Below are 17,574 nucleotides of genomic sequence, written 5' to 3' on the forward strand. Positions count from 1 at the left end.
GGTGAGAGGGGCTGTGCCCTTTTGGCTTCCGCGGTGAGTCGCCTGGGGTGGTGAGGTGGCGGTTGGTGAGTGGGCGGCGGACCTTGGGTGCCCTGGTGAGGTGGCCGTTGGTGAGTTGTTGCTGGGGTTGGAGAGCAACCGAGAGAGGGCCTCTTTCTCCCCGTGCGCCCCGACTGTTTGGCCCCACGGCACGGCTCCTTCGCAGTCGCCGGCCGTTGGAGTGACGCACACCATCCGCGCTGACCTGCCAGTTCGGCCGACGCCGTGGGCCTTCGGCGGGAGCCTCGATTTCGCTTATGCCGCTCAGATTGCTACTTCGGACGGCGCTCGCTTGCGAGAGTGGGGGCGTTGGGGTGGGGCGGAATAGGGTGCGGGGATGGGTGAAGGTGTGGGATCCGTGGGGTTGGCGTTGACGTTGGGGGAGTTGGTCGGGGCGGCGAGGGGGGCGGATCCGTATGGGGCGTATGGGGAATGGCGGGGGCGGGCGCCTGTGGTGCGCGTCGGGGAAGGGGTTGTGGTGGTGCTCGGGTTCGGGGAGGCCGAGCGGGTGGTGACGGGGGCGGAGTTCGGGCATCCGGAGCCGGAGGTGGTCGGGAGTGGGGATCCGGATTTGCCGGTGGATGAGGCCGGGCGGGTGGTGAGGGCGTTCGCGTTCCTGAATCCGCCGGATCACACGCGGTTGCGGAAGTTGGTGGGGAAGGCGTTCACGGCGCGGACGGTGGAGAGGCTGGTGCCGCGCGTGGGGGAGTTGGTGGGGGAGTTCGTCGGTCGGGTGGTGGAGGCCGGCGAGAGCGACTTGATGGCGGAGCTGGCGGTGCCCTTGCCGGTGACGGTGATCGCGGAGCTGCTGGGGGTGCCGGTCGAGGATCGGGAGCGGTTCGGGGCGTGGTCGGGGGCGATGGCGCGGGCGGCGGAGCCCGGGTTCTTGCTGGGGCCCGGAGTTGCGGAGGCGGCGGCGCGGGCGCGGCGGGAGTTCGTGGCGTACTTCAGGGAGTTGGCGGCTGAGCGGCGAAGGGCGCCGGCGGACGACCTGTTGTCGGCGCTCGTGGCGGTGTCGGATGAGGGGGGACGGCTCAGTGAGGGGGAGTTGCTGGTCACGTTGACGTTGTTGCTCGTGGCCGGGCACGAGACGACGACGAACCTGATCGGCAACGGGGTGTTGGCGTTGCTGCGGAATCCGGAGCAGTACGCGGCTTTGGCGCGCGATGCGGCGTTGGTCGAGGGGGCCGTCGAGGAGATTCTGCGGTACGACTCGCCGATCCAGCTGACGATGAGAACGGTCCTGACCGACACGACCTTGGGCGGCGTCGAGCTGGCGGCGGGGACGACGGTGCTCGTGTTGGTGGGCGCGGCGAACCGGGATCCGCGAGTGCGCGATGAGCCGGACCGGTTCGATATCGCCCGCGCGCCGGGACGGCATTTGGCTTTCGGGCGCGGGATTCACTTCTGCCTGGGCGCTCCGCTGGCGAGGCTGCAGGGGCGCACGGTGTTGCGGGAGCTCGCGCGCCGGGCGCCGGAGCTGCGGCTGGCCGGCGAGCCGGAGTGGGCTGAGACGGTGACGTTGCGCGGCCTGCGAAGGCTGCCCGTCGCGATCAGGTGACGGGCAGCCAGGCGAAGTAGCCGTCCGGACGGACCAAGGCGGCGGACGCAAACGGCAGCGCCGGGAGGTCCGTTGTGGACAGTGGGCCCGGAACCGCAGGCAGCCCGGACAGGTCGGCGCCCGGGGTGGTGAGCAGGACGTGGTGGCCCGTGTGGAACAGGGTGCTGGCCCAGGCGCCCCCGGGGAGACGGAAGTCGGGGAGGCGGGTGCCGGTGAGCGGGTGGGCGTGCGCAGGTGCGGGGTAGCGCACGGCGAGGCCGGAGACCAGGCCGGACAGGTGGTGGGACACCTCGGGCAGGTCGGCGAGTGTGGTGAAGAGCGCGCGCAGGGCGCGGCTGGAGCGGCTTTGCGGGATGAGGCCGTTCTGGGCCGCCACGTTGTCGAGCACGGCGGCCCCGACGGCGCGGCGTTCGGGCTCGTAGGTGTCGAGCACGTCGTCGAAGCCGTTGAGGGCCGCGGCGAGCTTCCAGCCCAGGTTGGCGGCGTCCTGAACGCCCAGGTTGAGGCCTTGGCCGCCGGCGGGGAAGTGGATGTGGGCGGCGTCGCCGGCGAGGAGGACGCGGCCGACGCGATACTGCGCGGCCAGGCGGGACGCGTCGGAGAAGCGGGACATCCAGCGGATTTCCTTGATCACGGCCGGGCCGTAGGTCGCCGCGAAGGCCGTGTGGACCTCGGCCTCGGTCACCGGTGAGCCGAACGTCGCGGGTCGCCGGGCGCGGTCGCCGAAGGTCAGGCGGTACAGCAGCGGCTCGGCGAGGGGGATAAGGCCGCAGAAGCCCGTGACGCCGGTGGACTGGACCACTCCGCGCATCGACGTCCACGTGCCGGCCGCGCGGTCGGGGACGTGGTCGACGACAACGTCGGCGACCACGCCGTAGCCGTTGCCGTCCTCGCCTTCGAAGGGCACGTCCAGCAGTTTGCGCACGGTGCTGCGGCCGCCGTCGCAGCCGACCAGGTAGCGGCAGCTCAAGACGAGCTCCGGCGTGACCACGCGAACGCCCGAAGCGTCCTGCGAAAGCCCTACCAGCTCGTGCCCGCGCAGCACCTTGCCGCCGAGCTCCGCGAACCGCTCTTCCAGTAGCTCCTCGACCTGCGCCTGCGGGATGCCCAGCTGGTACGGGCGCCGCGTGTCCCACCCCGCGTAGCTGATCGGGACGGCCGCGAAGTGTCCCTCCTGGACGGTGGCGAACGCGCGTTCTTTCGCTCTCGGCAGCAGTCCGCGCAGGTCCAGCACCTCCGCTGTGCGCGGCTGCAGGTTCAGCGCCTTCGACAGGCCGGTGCGCTCAGGCAGCCGCTCGACCACCACGGCGTCGACGCCGGCCAAGCGCAGCTCGGCCGCCAGCATCAGGCCCGTCGGGCCGGCCCCGACGACGACGACATCGGCGTGCAGCTCGTTCATGACCACTCCTTAACGTTGTTAAATTGACCCGTCGCCAGAGTGCCCTTAACATCGTTAAATTGTCAAGGAGGTAACCCGTGGCACTGACCAGGCGGGACATCGCGCGCTCGGGACTGCGCCTGCTCAACGAGGTGGGCCTCAACGGGCTGACGCTGCGCCTGATCGCCGGCGACCTCGGCGTGAAGGCGCCCGCGCTGTACTGGCACGTCAAGAACAAGCAGGAGCTGCTCGACGAGATGGCCACGCAGATGCTCGCCGACGCCGCGGCCGAGCGCGTGCCACCGGACGGGCTCGACGAGTGGCAGCGCCTGGAGTACCAGGCCAGGGGTCTGCGCGACGCCCTGCTGACCTACCGCGACGGCGCGAAGGTCTTCTCCGGCACGTTCCTCACCGACACGAGCCTGATCGGGCCGCCTCCGCTGCAGGAGCGGATCGACGCCGGGCTCGACCCCGTGCGCGCCGCCCGGGCGCACTTCGCCGTTTACAGCTTCGTGATCGGCTTCACCATCGAAGAGCAGGCCGTGTACCCGGTGCGCGGACAGCGGGACGAGCGCTACGGCCCCGACGACGCGGGCGGCGCTGTGCTGGGCGACCCCGAAGTCGGATTTTCCGACGGGCTGGCCATCGTGCTCGCCGGCGCCCGTCAGTGGCTCGACGGGCCATCGTCGCAGGTGGAGACGTCGCAAAGCCCTTAAGTGGGGGTGCCTGAAAACCCCTGGAGCCCCCATGTAATCTATTAACACAACGACGCGGGGTGGAGCAGCTCGGTAGCTCGCTGGGCTCATAACCCAGAGGTCGCAGGTTCAAATCCTGTCCCCGCTACTGTCGAAAAGCCCGGTTTGCACATGGTGCAAGCCGGGCTTTTTCGTGTGCTGACCTGCCGGTTCGCTCGGGTGGTGGTTGCGCTCGGACCCCTTGGTCGTTTTGCGCCGGAACTCGCGCCCTCGCGGTTGCGGAGCGTGTCCGGGTCCACAGTGGACCTGCTTCCGGATTGGGCCGAACGAGGGGATAACACTAGCCACAATGGACAGATCCCGAGGCCACTGTGGACATACCGCCGAAGAAGTGGGAACGTAGAGGTGTGTCCGAATTGAATGCAACAGCCGCCGCTCTGCTCGGTCTCCTCCACGACGGTCCCGCCACGGGCGGGCAGCTGGTCGCGGGAGCCGACGAGCGCTTCGGCGCCTTCTTCAGTGTCACCCGCAGCCAGGTCTACCGCGAGCTCCCGGCGTTGTCCAAGGAGGGCCTCGTCCGGCTGGGCAAGCAGGGTCCGCGCTCGAGCCAGCAGTACGTGCTGACCGCGGCCGGCAAGAAGGCCTTCAAGACGTGGCTCACGTCCGAGGCCGGTCCCGACCACCTGCGCAGCCCGCTCATCCTGCGGCTCGTGCACGCCGGTTCGCTCACAGCGAAGCAGCGCACCGCTCTGCTCGAGACCGCCCGCGGCACCTACCAGGTGCAGCTCGACGAGGCCAGGACGGCCACCAAGTCGGCCGACGGCCCCTACGCCAAGGCCGTCGCCGAGTTCGCGCAGGCGCAGGCCAAGGCCGCTCTGAAGCTGCTCGACGCCATCCCGTCGGCCTGACCCACGCCACAGCCCACGACCGGTTCGCAACCGGTCGTGGGTTTTGCCGTAACCTTGGTAAACGTGAGTGATGAGTTCGATGCGGCCCTCAAGGACCTGACCGGCAAGCTGACGCAGATCGAGTCGGTGATGGACCTCGATGCGCTGCGTGCGCAGGTCGCGGAGCTCGAGAGCCAGGCCTCCAGCCCCACCCTCTGGGACAACCCGGAGGAGGCGCAGAAGGTCACCAGCCAGCTCTCGCACCGCCAGAGCGAGCTGCGCCGCGTCTCCGACCTGCGTTCGCGCCTCGACGACCTGGGCGTGCTCTACGAGCTGGCCGAGGCCGAGGGCGACGCCGGCAGCATGCAGGAGGCGGAAGGCGAGCTCACCGACCTCGGCAAGGACGTCGACGCGCTCGAGGTCCGCACACTGCTGTCCGGTGAGTACGACGACCGCAACGCCGTCGTCACCATCCGCGCGGAGGCCGGCGGCGTCGACGCGGCCGACTGGGCCGAGATGCTGCTGCGCATGTACCTGCGCTGGGCCGAGCGCCACGGCTACCCCACCGACGTCTACGACATCTCCTACGCCGAAGAGGCGGGCATCAAGTCGGCGACGTTCAAGGTGAGCGCCCCCTACGTCTACGGCACCCTCTCGGTCGAGCAGGGCACGCACCGCCTGGTGCGGATCTCGCCGTTCGACAACCAGAGCCGCCGCCAGACATCCTTCGCCCACGTCGAGGTGCTGCCGGAGGTCGAGGAGGTCGACCACGTCGACATCGCGGAAAAGGACATCCGCGTCGACGTGTACCGCTCGTCGGGCCCCGGTGGACAGAGCGTGAACACCACCGACTCCGCGGTGCGCATCACGCACCTGCCGACCGGCATCGTCGTCTCCTGCCAGAACGAGAAGTCGCAGCTGCAGAACAAGGCCGCGGCACTGAAGGTCCTGCAGGCCCGCCTGATGCTGCGCAAGAAGGAAGAGGAGCGGGCCGAAATGGACGCCCTCAAGGACGGCGGCTCCAGCTGGGGCAACCAGATGCGCTCTTACGTGCTGCACCCGTACCAGATGGTCAAGGACCTGCGCACCGACTTCGAGGTCGGCAACCCGAGCGCCGTGCTCGACGGCGAGATCGACGGCTTTCTCGAGGCGGGCATCCGCTGGCGCAAGCAGGCCGCGGTCGCGTAACCACCGGCTGCGTGAGTCCACTGTCGCCTGATCGAAAACAGGCGGCAGGGATCCACTGTCGACACCCGGAACCGATTCCGGGGCAAGGGACTTCAGCTACCGTCCGGCGCGGCAAACGCCACGCTTGGCGACGGAGGGGGTCCCTTGCTCGTTTCGGGGGCACGGGCAACCCGGGCTTAACGAGGCCCATGGGTAGTATGCCGAACCGTGATCCGGCTCGAAGAGGTTTCCAAGGTCTACAAGACCTCGACCCGTCCTGCCCTCGAACGGGTGTCGGTCGAGATCGACAAGGGTGAGTTCGTCTTCCTCATCGGCCCTTCGGGTTCCGGGAAGTCGACGTTCCTGCGCCTGTTGCTGCGCGAAGAGGTCCCGAGCAAGGGCCGCGTGATGGTGTCCAACTTCGACGTCGCCAAGCTCGCGCGGCGCAGGGTCCCCCGCCTGCGCCAGACGATCGGCTGCGTCTTCCAGGACTTCCGCCTGCTGGCCAACAAGACCGTGGCCGAGAACGTCGCGTTCGCGCTCGAGGTGATCGGCAAGCCGCGCCTGACCATCAAGAAGGTCGTGCCGGAGGTGCTGGAGCTCGTGGGCTTGGAGGGCAAGGCCGACCGCCTGCCCAACGAGCTATCCGGTGGCGAGCAGCAGCGCGTGGCGATCGCGCGCGCGTTCGTGAACCGGCCGCTGGTGCTGCTGGCCGACGAGCCGACCGGGAACCTGGACCCCGACACGAGCCAGGACATCATGCTGCTGCTGGAGCGCATCAACCGCACGGGCACGACCGTGCTGATGGCCACCCACGACCACTCCATCGTGGACTCGATGCGCCGCCGGGTCGTCGAGCTGCAGCTCGGCCGCGTGATCCGCGACGACGCCCGCGGGGTGTACGGCATCGGTCGCTGAGCGACCCGCCGCCCGCCTTCCCCGACAGCCCCGACCCAACAAGGGACAGACACCTGCGATGCGTGCCAGTTTCGTCTTCAGCGAGGTCCTCACCGGTTTGCGCCGGAACGTCACGATGACCATCGCGATGATCCTCACCACGGCGGTCTCCCTCGCCATGCTCGGCGGTGGCCTCCTGGCCGTGCGGACGATCGACAAGATGAAGGCGAACTTCCTCGCCGAGGTCGAGGTCCAGGTCAGTCTGGTCGAGGACATCAGCGCCAACGACAAGAACTGCTCGCAGCCGCTGTGCAGCGGGCTGCGCGAGTCGCTGCAGAACAACCCCGGCGTCGAGTCCGTGGTGTACGAGAACCGCGACCAGGCTTACGACCGGTTCAAGAAGATCTTCGCGAGCCAGCCCGAGCTGCTGGAGCTCACCGGACCGGAGGCGCTGCCGGCGTCGCTGCAGGTGAAGCTGAAGGACCCGGACCGCAGCGCCGCGATCATCGCGGAGTACTCGGGCAAGCCCGGCGTGCGCAAGGTCGACGACCAGAAGAAGTTCCTCGACCGCGTGTTCAACGTGTTCAACGGCATCCGCAACATCGCGTTCGGGATCGCGCTCATCATGGCCATCGCGGCGCTGCTGCTGATCGCGAACACCATCCAGGTGTCGGCGTTCACCCGGCGCACGGAGGTCGGCATCATGCGGCTGGTCGGCGCGACCCGGTGGTACACACAGCTACCGTTCCTCCTGGAGGCGGTGGTCGCCGGCGTGGTCGGTGCCGTGCTCGGCATCCTGTTCCTGCTGGCTGCCAAGCTCACGTTCCTCGACTCCGTGCTCACGGGTGAGGTCTTCCCGCAGATCACCACGCTGGAGCTGCTGTTCCCCGTGGCGCCGATGCTGCTGGCCGTGTCGGTCGTGATCTCGGCGATCACCGGGTACGTCACGCTCCGCCTGTACGTCCGCCACTAGTTTCGCCTCGACGCCGCGTGGGCAGGATTTCGGTCCAGCCCACGCGGCGTTGTCGTTTTCAGGCCACGGCGGCCAGTACGGCGTCCAATTCGTCCACCTGGGACGGTGCCGGCAGCGTGTGCAGGTGACCGTCGGGGCGGACGACGGCGACCACCGGCTTCGGGCCCAGCGCACCGGCCAGCGGGCCTTCCCCGTACCGCGGCTCGACGACGAACGCGTGGCGCACCTGGTCGCCGACGCGCCGCGCCAGAGCCCGCCACGCCGGGGAGACGCGGGTGCCCGGCCACAGCAGCACGGTGAAGCCGTCCGCGGAGACCGGCGTCCACGTCCGGCCGCCCACGCGGGTCTCCTGGCCCGGCTCGCCCGCCACCGGCAGCAGGGGCAGCCGTTCGCCCGGCCGCACGCGCTTGTCGGGCAGGGCGCCGCGCAGGACGTTGCGAGCGGGGTAGCGCACGCCGGATCGGTGGCTCAGCGTGGTGTCCTGACCAGGGGAGCAGCGCGGGGAAACCCTGTCGGCTCCCGCGGGGAAAACCACGTAGAGTTGACATCATGCCCAAGGAACGTGGACAGAAGGTCATCGCGTCGAACCGCAAGGCTCGGCACGACTACTCCATCCTGGACACCTACGAAGCGGGACTGGTGCTCCAGGGCACGGAGGTGAAGAGCCTTCGGGAGGGCAAGGCCTCGCTCGCCGACGCGTTCGCGACCGTCGACGACGGTGAGGTGTGGCTGCGCAACGTGCACATCCCGGAGTACACGCAGGGCACCTGGACCAACCACACGCCGCGGCGCACTCGCAAGCTGCTGCTGCACCGCGGCGAGATCGAGAAGCTGATCGGCAAGACGAAGGAGAGCGGCCTCTCGCTGGTGCCGCTGTCGATGTACTTCAAGGACGGCAAGGTCAAGGTCGAGATCGCGCTGGCCAAGGGCAAGAAGGCCTACGACAAGCGCCAGACGCTGGCCAAACGCGACGCCGAGCGCGACATCAGCAAGGCCATGGGCCGCGCGCTGAAGGGCCGGTTCACGGAGTGACGCTCGGTCCCACCTCGGACGCCGACGTCGCTCGGTGGACCGCTGCCCTCGGCCTCGACGGACTCGTCGACATCCACGTGCACTTCCTGCCGAAGTCCGTGATGGACAAGGTCTGGGCCTACTTCGACCAGGCGCAGGCGCACTACGGCACCGAATGGCCGGTGCACTACCGAACGGCGGAGCAAGAGCGCGTGCAGACGCTGCGCGAGCTGGGCGTGATGCAGTTCGCGCCCCTGGTCTACCCGCACAAACCGGGGATGGCGGAGTGGCTCACGTCCTGGGTGCTGGAGTTCGCCGAGCAGGTGCCCGAAGCGGTGCCCACGGGCACGTTCTACCCCGAGCCGGCCGCCGCGTCCTCAGTGGACGCCTCCCTGCGGGCCGGCGCGCGATGCTTCAAGGCCCACGTGCAGGTCGGCAAATACGACCCGCGAGACGACCTGCTGAAGCCGGTGTGGGGTTCGCTGGCCGACGCGGGCGTGCCCGTCGTCGTCCACTGTGGACATGGGCCGCTGCGCGGCGACTTCACGGGCCTGAACGTGTTCGCCGAGGTCCTCGAACGGCACCCGAACCTCACGGCCGTGCTGGCCCACGCGGCGATGCCCGAGTTCACCAGCGCGTTCGAGCTGATGGCGCGCTTCCCGCGCGTGCACATCGACACCACGATGGTCGGCGTGCCGTTCGCGCAGAAGATGTCGCCGCTGCCGCCCGACTGGACCGACCGGCTCGTCGAGTTCGCCAACCGCGTGGTGCTGGGCACGGACTTCCCGAACATCCCGTACTCCTACGCCACGCAGCTGCAGGCGATCGCCGGCTGGGCGGCCGACGATCGCCTGGGTGAGCCGTTCCTGCGGGCCGTGCTGCACGACACTCCCGCGAAGCTGCTCAGCGTTTGATCTTCGCCGCCTCCGTGATCGCGACGGCCCGGCCGAGCAGCGGCGTCAGCGACACCTGACGGCCGGCCAGCGCGAACCCGGCGGCGAGCAGCACGACCCAGGGGATCGGGCCGTGGGCGAAGCCTTCGCTCAGCGGCTGGAACCCGTGCGCGGCGAGCCCGAGCAGGCCACCGGACGCGAGCAGCCCGGCCAGCACCAGCTGTGGCGTCCGAGCGGTGATCACCACGTCGTCGCGCTGCGTTTCGAAGCGGGAGAACAACCGCAGCAGCACGAGCAGCACAGCTGCGCACAACGCGAACCAGGCCGGCGCCATCACGAGCCACAGCGCCGAACCGGGGGCCGGTGTCGCGTACCCGAGGCCGAGCACCGTCACGCCGGAGACGACGATCAGGGCCGGCATGTGCCAGAGGTACACGCTCATGAACCGTGCGCCGATCCAGCTCAGCGCGGTGCCGACACCAGGCCGGGCGGCCAGCGCGACCAGTTGCGGGCGGAACGCCAGCAGCAGACCGAGCTGACCCACGGCCAGGAACAGCAGCAACACGGTGGGCGGGCTCATGTTCGACACCGGCGCGCCCGGCATGCCGATCATGCTGGCCGGGTACGGACCGAACGCGACCAGCAGCGCCGTGACCCCGAAACCGGCGGCTGACAACGCGAGCGCACCACGGCGGGTCAGCTCACCGAGCCGGCCTCCCACGTAAGCGAAACCGAGCTGGTGCACGGCCACCCACACGAACACCGCGTTGACGTACCCGATCAGGCCGAGGTCAGCGAACCGCGCGACGTCGACGAGCGCACCCGCCACGGCCATCGCCAGCGGCACCCACAGGCCCCAGCGGCGGTGCGCCGCGACCATCAGCGGCGTGAGCAGCACCGTGAGCAGGTAGACGGACAGGAACCACAGCAGCTGCGCGGCGATCGAGCTCGCCACCTGCAGCGGCTGCGCCGGAATTCCCATGCCCTGCAGCAGATCCGGCACCACGAGCCACACGGCCAGCAGCGGAAGCACCGGCACCAGCAGCCTTCGGACGCGCGCGGCGAGCCACGCGCGGGAGGATTCCGCGCGGCGCAAGGAGATCAGGTTCGCCGCGCCGCCGGCGAAGAAGACCAACGGCATCACTTGCGACAGCCAGGTAATAGCCCACCAGCCGGGCGTCGCGAGCGCGTTGCCCGTCACCAGCGTGCCGTCGGAGTAGGAAAGCACCGGCATCACCCAGTGCTGCGTGATCACGGCCAGGATCGCGCCTGCCCGCACCACGTCGAGGAACTTGTCGCGGCCGCCGGGAGCGACCGGTGTGCTGACCCGCAGCAGGCTCGTCGTCATGCCTCTAAGGCTGGTCGCTGCGGGCCTTTCGAACAGCGGGGTGAGCCGCCGAGTTCGACCTCCGGCCAGCCCGTGGTCGATACGGGGGTTGTCCCTACCTCAGGCCGTCGGGCTCCGGTTCGGAGTGCGAGGGTTCCGAGTGCTCGGGTTCAGAGTGCCTTGTGGCGCTCACGCGGTACTCCCAGCCGTGGTCGGTCATGCCGAGCTCGTACAGCGTCTCGATCTTCGGGCCGCCGTGGAGGTGGATGTGGCGCACGATCGTGCCGGGGACCGGTTCCTCGTCGGTGAGCTCCTGGACACGGCCGTCGAGCGGACCGCCGAAGAAGCGGACGCTGCGGTCGGTCACCGGGAACTCCTCACCAGACATTGGTCCATGGTAAGCGAGGCCCTCACGCGCGTGCTGCCGCCAATACGGGTGACGGCCGTCAGCGGCCCAGGTACGTCAGGACCGCTCGTACCCGCCGGTGTTCTTCCGAGCTGGCTTCGAGACCGAGCTTGGAGAAGATGTTGCCGATGTGCTTTTCGACGGCACCGTGCGACACCACGAGCCGGTTGGCGATCGCCGTGTTCGACAACCCTTGCGCCATCAGGCCCAGCACTTCCGATTCGCGCGCGGTGAGCGCGTCGAGCGGGTTGCGGCGCCCGCGGGCCATCAGCTGCGCGATCACGTCCGGGTCGATCGCGGTGCCGCCTCCTGCGACGCGGCGCACGGCGTCGAGGAAGTCGGCGACGTCGGCGACGCGTTCCTTGAGCAGGTAACCCACCCCGCCGGCGCCACCGGAGAGCAGCTCCACGGCGTAGCTCTCCTCGACGTACTGCGAAAGCACCAGCACGGGCAAGCCGGGCACGGCGGCGCGCGCGGCGAGGGCGGCGCGCAGGCCTTCGTCGGTGAACGTCGGCGGCATACGCACGTCGACGATCGCCAGGTCGGGCCGGTGTTCGGTGACCGCGCCGAGCAGGTCGTCACCGTTGTCGACGGCGGCGACGGTCTCGATGCCCTCGTCGGCGAGCAGGCGCGTGACCCCCGCCCGCAGCAGCACGGCGTCTTCGGCGATCACTACTCGCATCAGGCCCCCAGGCTCGTGAGAGAAAAGCTCCGGGGCTATTCACTCACGAGCGGGTCACCATTGGCACGGCAGGTCTGCCCGGATCACGGTCGGTCCGCCGACGGGGCTGACCACGGTGATCACGCCGTCGATGGTCGCGGCGCGGTCGGCCAGGCCCGCGAGCCCGCCGCCGGGACGCACCTCGGCGCCGCCGTGCCCGTTGTCGGTGATCTCGACGATCACGTGCGTCTCGCTGCGCCACACCTTCACGACCGCCTCGGTGGCGCCGGAGTGCTTGGCGATGTTGGTGAGCGTCTCGCCGACGATGAAGTACGCGGTGGTCTCCACCGCGGCCGGCGGGCGGGGCTCGACGTCCACGCTCACGTCGACCGGGATCGGCGACTTCGCGGCCTGGGCCGAAAGCGCGGCGTCGAGGCCGCGGTCGCCGAGCACGGCGGGATAGATGCCGCGGGCGAGGTCGCGTAGCTCGGAGACGGCGAGCTTGGCGTCGGCGTGGGCCTCGTCGATGAGGTCGCGCACGGCGGCGGGGTCGTTGTCGAACTTCGACTTCGCGCGCCCGAGGCTCATGGCGACGGCGACGAGCCGCTGCTGCGCGCCGTCGTGCAGGTCGCGCTCGATGCGTCGCCGCTCGGCCTCGGCCGCGTCGACGCCACGGGCTCGGGAGGCCTGCAGGTGCTCGGCCTTTTCCTCGAGCTTCTTCGTGCGATTCGGGCCCAGGAGGGACAGGGCGAGGTTGCCGTGGAGCCAGCCCAGCCACGGCGTCACCCAGATCGCCATCGGCAGCAGCACGATCGACGCGATCGCCACCGGCAGCTCCACGCAGGCCAGGGGGAACGCGATCATCAGGTACGCGAGGTCACGCCACGTCGTCGGGTCGGTGAGGCGGGTGAGCCAGCGGCGCGTCATCGACTGGCCCTCGAGCGGCAGCCGCTCGACCTTGGTGAGTGGCGTCCGCAGCATCGTGTGCGCCCACCGGCGCTCCGCGTCGCCCGACCAGCGGACGAACGCCGTGGTCGCGAGCAGGATCGGGAACCCGACCCAGACCACGACCGTGCCGACGCCCACCGTCGCGCCCACCACGATGAGCACGAACTGGACCAGGCGGAACACGAAGCTCGTGATCATGTAGACGATCGTGCGCGCGGGGTTCGGCCGGGGATGCTCCGGCAGCTGCTGCTCCGTGGTCATCCGGTCACCGTGCTCGTCTCGTCGAGTTCCTGCCACGAGCGCTCCATGCGCCGGCGCTGGGACACGGTCGGCCGCAGCAGAGCCACGGCGAGCCCGCCGTGCAGTGCCGCCAGGCCCCTGGTCAGCGCCACGGACAGGGCGGCGAACAGCACCCCCAGCGCCGCCCAGGGCAGCGCGCTCACCGTCGAGTCGACGGTGAGCCACCGCACATCGTATCCCGGGAAGTACCAGGCGCCCTCGGGCAGGAAGCGGTAGTAGATCGGCAGGGCGACCAGGCCCAGGCTCGTCGCCCAGAACGTCACGACCAGCACGAACTCGACGAGACCGACAGGGAAGAGCAGGAAGAAGTACGACAGGTCCCGCCACGTGGCGCCGTCCTTCAGCCGCGTGGTCCAGCGAGCGCGCTGCCCGGTCGGCGGCAACGGCAGATACGGGCTGTCCACGTATGTGTCGAGCAGCGAAAACACCCGCGCCCGCTCCATCCGGCCGGCCCCTCGGGCCAGGAGGACGAGCAGCCCCAGCAACGGCACCCCCAGCCACACGACGAGCGTCCCGGCGCCGGCCGAGAGCAGCACCGTGATGAGGGTGAACGAGACGATGCCCAAGGGCAGGTTGAGCAGCAGAAACGCCAGCGCCCGACCCAACGGCGGGTGGCGCCTCCTCGCGGCGGACACGGTGACCATGGCGGGGCTCCTTCTCCAAGCGAACGACCTGCTCAGCATCGCTTCGGAAGGCTCTCGCCTGAATGGGGCGCGCGGGCATGTTCCGGGTAGGGCCAGCCCCACCCCGCCCCCTGTGCCTCCTCGCGCCTCCGGGAATCAACCAGGTTGCCGCACGCGTTATGATGGTCAGGTTATGTAGCACCTACAAGGGGGTGAACGGTTTCGACTCTGGACGTTGAGTCAGGGGAAGCGTGTCGGTGCAGGCGAGAGACCACCGCAAGCGTCATCGCAAACCAATAAGCGCCAAGGCCAATAGCCAGCGCGACTTCGCTCTTGCTGCCTAAGTAGCAGAGTGAGTCTGTCGGCCCGGGATCGCCTCCGACCCGGTAGCCGGCATCAGCTAGGAGGCTCACCGCCAGTCCCGGTCACGGGGCCTGGTTGGGAAGCAAACAGTGGCTGGGCTCGTCACTTCAGCTTGTTCACGTGACTGAAGGGGCCAAGTAGAGACAGAGTGGACTGCACACGGAGAAGCCCTGTCAAGACGCTAGAGGACCCGGGTTCAATTCCCGGCACCTCCACAAGAATGGCCGGCTCATGCTCACTGGGAGCGTGAGCCGGTTTTCTTGTGTCGGAGTGTTTTTCTGGGGGTGCGACCCCCAGACCCCGCCCGGGGGCGGGCCCCCGGACCCCCATCGTGGTGGGTTGGGTGGCGTTGCCGGGTCGCGGTGGCGAGGTGGCGGACCCCATCGTGGTGGGTTGGGTGGCGTTGCCGGGTGGCGGTGGCGAGGTGGCGGACCCCATCGTGGTGGGTTGGGTGGCGTTGCCGGGTGGCGGTGGCGAGGTGGGGGACTCCTCTCGTGGTGAGGGGCGTGCGTTGTCGGGTGCGGGTGGTGAGCGTGGGGACTTGTTGTCAGTTTCGGGGATGTGGTCGTGCTGCGGGTGAAGGGCGCCAGAGTGGGCGTACGGAGCAACCACCCTAAATCCGCCTCAAGTCAGCTTCCTGTCGAACCCCAACGGGTGGTAAACCTCCGACCACGAAGCTCATCGGCGAGCGCGTGGTGTGGTCCGTACCTCGTCGGGAGTCCCGGAAGGCCCTGGGTGGTCTGAGAAAGGGAGTGCCATGCGCCGTCGTCGAACACTCATCGTTCTGCTGGCCGCGGGGGTCGCCGTGGGGACCGCGGTGCCCGCGGCCCAAGCGCAGCAAGGGGGCAAGCAGACGGTCGCCGAGGGGTACGGCGGGGCGGTCGTCTCGGACACCGTCGAGTCCACCCAGGCGGGCATCGACGTGTTGCGCAAGGGGGGCACGGCGGCCGACGCCGCGGTCGCCGTGGCGTCGACGCTCGGGGTGACCGATCCGTACGTCGCCGGGCCCGGTGGTGGCGGCTACTTCGTCTACTACGACGCCAAGACCAAGCGCGTGTCCACCATCGACGGCCGTGAGACCACGCCGGCCGCCGACGGGTCCGACATGTTCGTCGACCCGGCCACCGGCAAGGCCTACGACTTCGAGACCGCCGTCGAGAGCGGCCGGTCCGTGGGCGTGCCCGGCATGCTGGCCACGTGGCAGCGCGCGCTGCAGCGCTGGGGCAAGTTCAGCCTCGCCGACAACCTCAAGCCCGCCGTTCAGGTCGCGGAACACGGCTTCGTGGTGAACCCCGAGTTCGCCTCCGAGACGGCCTCGCTCAAGGACAAGCTGTCGCACTTCGCGCCCAGCGCCGCGCTGTTCCTGCCGGGCGGCGACGTGCCGAAGGTCGGCTCCGTGTTCCGCAACCCGGACCTCGCCGACACCTACCGCCAGATCGGCCGCCAGGGCATCGGCGCGTTCTACGGCGGTTCCGTCGGCCGCGACCTCGTCAAGACCGTCCAGAACCCGCCGCTCGCCAAAGGCGCGCCGATCAAGCCGATGTCCGGCCCGATGCAGCTGTCGGACCTGCGCGATTACCGCGCACTCGACGGTTCGCCGACGCGCGTGAACTACCGCGGCTACGACGTCTACGGCATGGCCCCGTCCTCCAGCGGCGGCATCACCGTCGGGGAGTCGCTCAACATCCTCGGCAACTACGACCTGTCCAAGATGGACCGCACGCAGGCGCTGCACCACTACCTGGAGGCCAGCCGCCTCGCGTTCGCCGACCGCAACCGCTACATCGGCGACTCCCGGTACGTGAAGGTCCCGCAGCAGCAGCTCCTGTCGAAGCAGTTCGCGGCCACGCGCGCCTGCCAGATCGACCCGGACAAGGCCGGTCAGAGCCCCGTCGCGCCCGGTGACCCGTACTCCCACAAGGGCGGCTGCACCACCGCGCCCGCCGCTTCGTCCGACAGCAACGAGCAGCACACCAACCACTTCGTCGTCAGCGACAAGTGGGGCAACGTCGTCTCTTACACCAACACGATCGAGCAGCTCGCCGGCAGCGGCATGACCGTCTCGGGCCGCGGCTTCCTGCTCAACAACGAGCTCACGGACTTCAACTTCACGCCCACCCAGGGCACCGCGGCCGACCCCAACCTGCCGGCCGCCGGCAAGCGCCCGCGGTCCAGCATGTCCCCGACGATCGTGCTCAAGGACGGCAAGCCCGTGCTCGCCGTCGGCTCCCCGGGCGGCGCCACGATCATCACGACGGTGCTGCAGGTCCTGGTCAACCGCCTCGACCTCGGCATGAGCCTGCCGGACGCGATCGCCGCGCCGCGTGCGTCGCAGCGCAACGCGAAGACGTCGGACGCGGAGCCGGCGTTCCTCGCGTTGCCCACCACGAAGGGGCTCGAAGCGCTGGGGCAGAGCTTCAGCCAGGTCAGCTCCATCGGTGTCGCGGCCGGGCTGGAGTTCAAGCCGGGCGGCAAGATCCTCGCGGCCGGTGAACCCGTCCGCCGGGGTGGCACCTCGGCGATGGTGATCTCTTCGCACCGCTGATTCGTCTGTCGAAAGGCCCGCTTCGTCGCTCCTTGGATTCCACGCTTTGGATTCCACGGGTGGCGAAGCGGGCCTTTTCACTGCGGCGTCGTTCCCCCGATCCGGCTCGTCAGCTCCGCGGCCGTCTCGGCAACCGCCGCCGCGAACTCCGGAAAAGTCTCGCCGCACGGCCCGTCGTCGGGACAAAGATGCCGCAGCGTCACCGAAATCGACGCCATCGGCCGCGCCCCGTGGTCGAACACGGGCGCCGCGACGGACGCGAACCCGGCCGTCACGTGACCGTCCTCGACCGCCCACCCGAGCCGTCGTTCCACGGCCAACGTCCGGCGCAGGGCGGCCAGCGAATCCGGTCCACGCCGGGTCCGGAGCACGAACGAAGCCGCCATCGGGAACAGCGCGCGGACGTGGGCGGCCGGCAGGTGGTTCAGGATCGCCCGGCCCGACGCCGTGAGCTGCCCAGGCAGCCGCACACCGACGTCGGTGACCAGGGTTTCCGGCCGCGCCGGTCGCTCCTTGATCAGGTACAGCGACTCGTTCCCGTGCAGCACACCCAGGTGCGCGCTGTGGCCGACGCGGTCCACGAGCTTGCGCAGCAGGGGCGCGGCCAGCCGTTCGAGCGGGTCGTGGCGCAGGTACGCCGACCCGAGCTCGAACGCGGCGATCCCGAGGCCGTAGCGGCGTTCGGCCGGCAGGTGAGCGACGAAACCGGCGGCGACGAGCTCGTTGAGCAGGTGGTACGTCGTCGAACGGGGCAGATACAGGTCCCGGGCGACGGTCGCCGCGGACACCGGACCGGCGTGGCCCGCGAGCAACCGCAGCACGGCAAGGCCGTTGCGCAGGGCGGGAACGTCCGAACTGCTCACCTCGCTCCTTCCGCCACAGGTGCACGAGCGGGACACT

17 protein-coding genes, 1 tRNA gene and 1 other RNA gene are annotated in these 17,574 nt (G+C 69.6%); 11 read left to right on the plus strand and 8 right to left on the minus strand.

Translation table 11 applies throughout. The features are described from left to right. The first annotated feature begins 376 nt into the window (after positions 1-376). Entirely contained in the window at positions 377-1,600 is a 1,224-nt protein-coding gene (locus tag AB0H62_RS23810; RefSeq protein WP_360588211.1) for a cytochrome P450, read from the plus strand. Here the strand turns inward: AB0H62_RS23810 and AB0H62_RS23815 are convergent. After that, positions 1,593-2,999: an FAD-dependent monooxygenase gene (locus tag AB0H62_RS23815; protein WP_360588213.1), complete on the minus strand. Its 1,407-nt coding sequence runs from the start codon at positions 2,997-2,999 to the stop codon at positions 1,593-1,595. The two genes, AB0H62_RS23810 and AB0H62_RS23815, sit on opposite strands and share 8 nt — an antisense overlap. Positions 3,000-3,076: 77 nt before the next feature. Here AB0H62_RS23815 and AB0H62_RS23820 point away from each other — a divergent pair, with 77 nt between their 5' ends. The 6 genes from AB0H62_RS23820 to ftsX all read left to right on the plus strand — a co-directional run bounded on the left by AB0H62_RS23820 (position 3,077) and on the right by ftsX (position 7,597). Then, positions 3,077-3,694, plus strand: coding sequence for a TetR/AcrR family transcriptional regulator C-terminal domain-containing protein (locus tag AB0H62_RS23820; RefSeq protein ID WP_360588215.1), 618 nt, complete (start codon positions 3,077-3,079; stop codon positions 3,692-3,694). A 53-nt stretch (positions 3,695-3,747) separates the two neighbouring features. After that, positions 3,748-3,821 (plus strand) — tRNA-Met (locus AB0H62_RS23825). A 259-nt stretch (positions 3,822-4,080) separates the two neighbouring features. Continuing rightward, a complete protein-coding gene (locus tag AB0H62_RS23830) occupies positions 4,081-4,581 on the plus strand; it encodes a helix-turn-helix transcriptional regulator (RefSeq protein ID WP_220246572.1) in 501 nt (166 codons plus the stop codon). Between the two features lie 63 nt (positions 4,582-4,644). After that, positions 4,645-5,748 carry a peptide chain release factor 2 gene (gene prfB, locus AB0H62_RS23835; protein ID WP_354866860.1) on the plus strand — a complete coding sequence of 368 codons (1,104 nt, stop codon included), beginning with the start codon at positions 4,645-4,647 and terminating at the stop codon, positions 5,746-5,748. Positions 5,749-5,955: 207 nt separating this feature from the next. After that, complete coding sequence (ftsE, locus tag AB0H62_RS23840; protein WP_220246574.1) at positions 5,956-6,645, plus strand: cell division ATP-binding protein FtsE; 690 nt, start codon at positions 5,956-5,958, stop codon at positions 6,643-6,645. Between the two features lie 58 nt (positions 6,646-6,703). After that, a complete protein-coding gene (ftsX, locus tag AB0H62_RS23845; protein ID WP_220246575.1) occupies positions 6,704-7,597 on the plus strand; it encodes a permease-like cell division protein FtsX in 894 nt (297 codons plus the stop codon). A gap of 58 nt (positions 7,598-7,655) precedes the next feature. Here ftsX and AB0H62_RS23850 read toward each other — a convergent pair whose 3' ends face one another. Continuing rightward, a complete protein-coding gene (locus tag AB0H62_RS23850) occupies positions 7,656-8,051 on the minus strand; it encodes a hypothetical protein (protein WP_360588218.1) in 396 nt (131 codons plus the stop codon). Positions 8,052-8,146: 95 nt separating this feature from the next. On the opposite strand from AB0H62_RS23850, the gene smpB reads away from it, so the two are divergent. Both smpB and AB0H62_RS23860 read left to right on the plus strand, forming a co-directional pair. Continuing rightward, positions 8,147-8,629 carry an SsrA-binding protein SmpB gene (gene smpB, locus AB0H62_RS23855; protein ID WP_220246577.1) on the plus strand — a complete coding sequence of 161 codons (483 nt, stop codon included), beginning with the start codon at positions 8,147-8,149 and terminating at the stop codon, positions 8,627-8,629. Then, positions 8,626-9,522 carry an amidohydrolase family protein gene (locus tag AB0H62_RS23860; RefSeq protein ID WP_360588221.1) on the plus strand — a complete coding sequence of 299 codons (897 nt, stop codon included), beginning with the start codon at positions 8,626-8,628 and terminating at the stop codon, positions 9,520-9,522. Before smpB ends, AB0H62_RS23860 begins: the two co-directional genes overlap by 4 nt. Here AB0H62_RS23860 and AB0H62_RS23865 read toward each other — a convergent pair. The 5 genes from AB0H62_RS23865 to AB0H62_RS23885 all read right to left on the minus strand — a co-directional run bounded on the left by AB0H62_RS23865 (position 9,512) and on the right by AB0H62_RS23885 (position 13,787). Then, a complete protein-coding gene (locus AB0H62_RS23865) occupies positions 9,512-10,849 on the minus strand; it encodes an acyltransferase (RefSeq protein ID WP_360588223.1) in 1,338 nt (445 codons plus the stop codon). The genes AB0H62_RS23860 and AB0H62_RS23865 overlap by 11 nt on opposite strands. Positions 10,850-10,943: 94 nt before the next feature. Then, positions 10,944-11,195 (minus strand): hypothetical protein, encoded by a 252-nt coding sequence (locus AB0H62_RS23870; RefSeq protein ID WP_220247394.1) that lies wholly within the window; start codon positions 11,193-11,195, stop codon positions 10,944-10,946. Positions 11,196-11,274: 79 nt separating this feature from the next. Then, positions 11,275-11,916, minus strand: a complete 642-nt coding sequence (locus AB0H62_RS23875; protein ID WP_354866873.1) for a response regulator transcription factor — start codon at positions 11,914-11,916, stop codon at positions 11,275-11,277. A gap of 54 nt (positions 11,917-11,970) precedes the next feature. Next, positions 11,971-13,104, minus strand: coding sequence for a sensor domain-containing protein (locus AB0H62_RS23880; RefSeq protein ID WP_354866875.1), 1,134 nt, complete (start codon positions 13,102-13,104; stop codon positions 11,971-11,973). Then, on the minus strand, positions 13,101-13,787 hold the full coding sequence (locus AB0H62_RS23885) for a sensor domain-containing protein (RefSeq protein ID WP_220246582.1): 687 nt from the start codon (positions 13,785-13,787) through the stop codon (positions 13,101-13,103). Before AB0H62_RS23885 ends, AB0H62_RS23880 begins: the two co-directional genes overlap by 4 nt. Before the next feature lie 187 nt (positions 13,788-13,974). Between AB0H62_RS23885 and ssrA the strand changes: the two genes are divergently transcribed. Both ssrA and ggt read left to right on the plus strand, forming a co-directional pair. Further along, positions 13,975-14,347, plus strand: a transfer-messenger RNA (tmRNA) gene (ssrA, locus tag AB0H62_RS23890). A 539-nt stretch (positions 14,348-14,886) separates the two neighbouring features. Then, positions 14,887-16,674: a gamma-glutamyltransferase gene (ggt, locus tag AB0H62_RS23895; protein WP_360588227.1), complete on the plus strand. Its 1,788-nt coding sequence runs from the start codon at positions 14,887-14,889 to the stop codon at positions 16,672-16,674. A 77-nt stretch (positions 16,675-16,751) separates the two neighbouring features. Here ggt and AB0H62_RS23900 read toward each other — a convergent pair whose 3' ends face one another. After that, complete coding sequence (locus AB0H62_RS23900; protein ID WP_360588229.1) at positions 16,752-17,537, minus strand: IclR family transcriptional regulator; 786 nt, start codon at positions 17,535-17,537, stop codon at positions 16,752-16,754. Between the last annotated feature and the right edge of the window lie 37 nt (positions 17,538-17,574).

Origin of the sequence: Amycolatopsis sp. NPDC050768 (assembly GCF_040654155.1) — a bacterium.
Lineage (GTDB): Bacteria > Actinomycetota > Actinomycetes > Mycobacteriales > Pseudonocardiaceae > Amycolatopsis.

Bases quoted from the DNA above. Each gene is read 5' to 3' on its own strand.
- AB0H62_RS23880 (WP_354866875.1), bottom strand. From the start codon at position 13,104: ATGACCACGGAGCAGCAGCTGCCGGAGCATCCCCGGCCGAACCCCGCG.
- smpB (WP_220246577.1), top strand. From the start codon at position 8,147: ATGCCCAAGGAACGTGGACAGAAGGTCATCGCGTCGAACCGCAAGGCT.
- AB0H62_RS23875 (WP_354866873.1), bottom strand. From the start codon at position 11,916: ATGCGAGTAGTGATCGCCGAAGACGCCGTGCTGCTGCGGGCGGGGGTC.
- AB0H62_RS23885 (WP_220246582.1), bottom strand. From the start codon at position 13,787: ATGGTCACCGTGTCCGCCGCGAGGAGGCGCCACCCGCCGTTGGGTCGG.
- ftsX (WP_220246575.1), top strand. From the start codon at position 6,704: ATGCGTGCCAGTTTCGTCTTCAGCGAGGTCCTCACCGGTTTGCGCCGG.
- ggt (WP_360588227.1), top strand. From the start codon at position 14,887: ATGCGCCGTCGTCGAACACTCATCGTTCTGCTGGCCGCGGGGGTCGCC.
- AB0H62_RS23815 (WP_360588213.1), bottom strand. From the start codon at position 2,999: ATGAACGAGCTGCACGCCGATGTCGTCGTCGTCGGGGCCGGCCCGACG.
- AB0H62_RS23810 (WP_360588211.1), top strand. From the start codon at position 377: ATGGGTGAAGGTGTGGGATCCGTGGGGTTGGCGTTGACGTTGGGGGAG.
- AB0H62_RS23865 (WP_360588223.1), bottom strand. From the start codon at position 10,849: ATGACGACGAGCCTGCTGCGGGTCAGCACACCGGTCGCTCCCGGCGGC.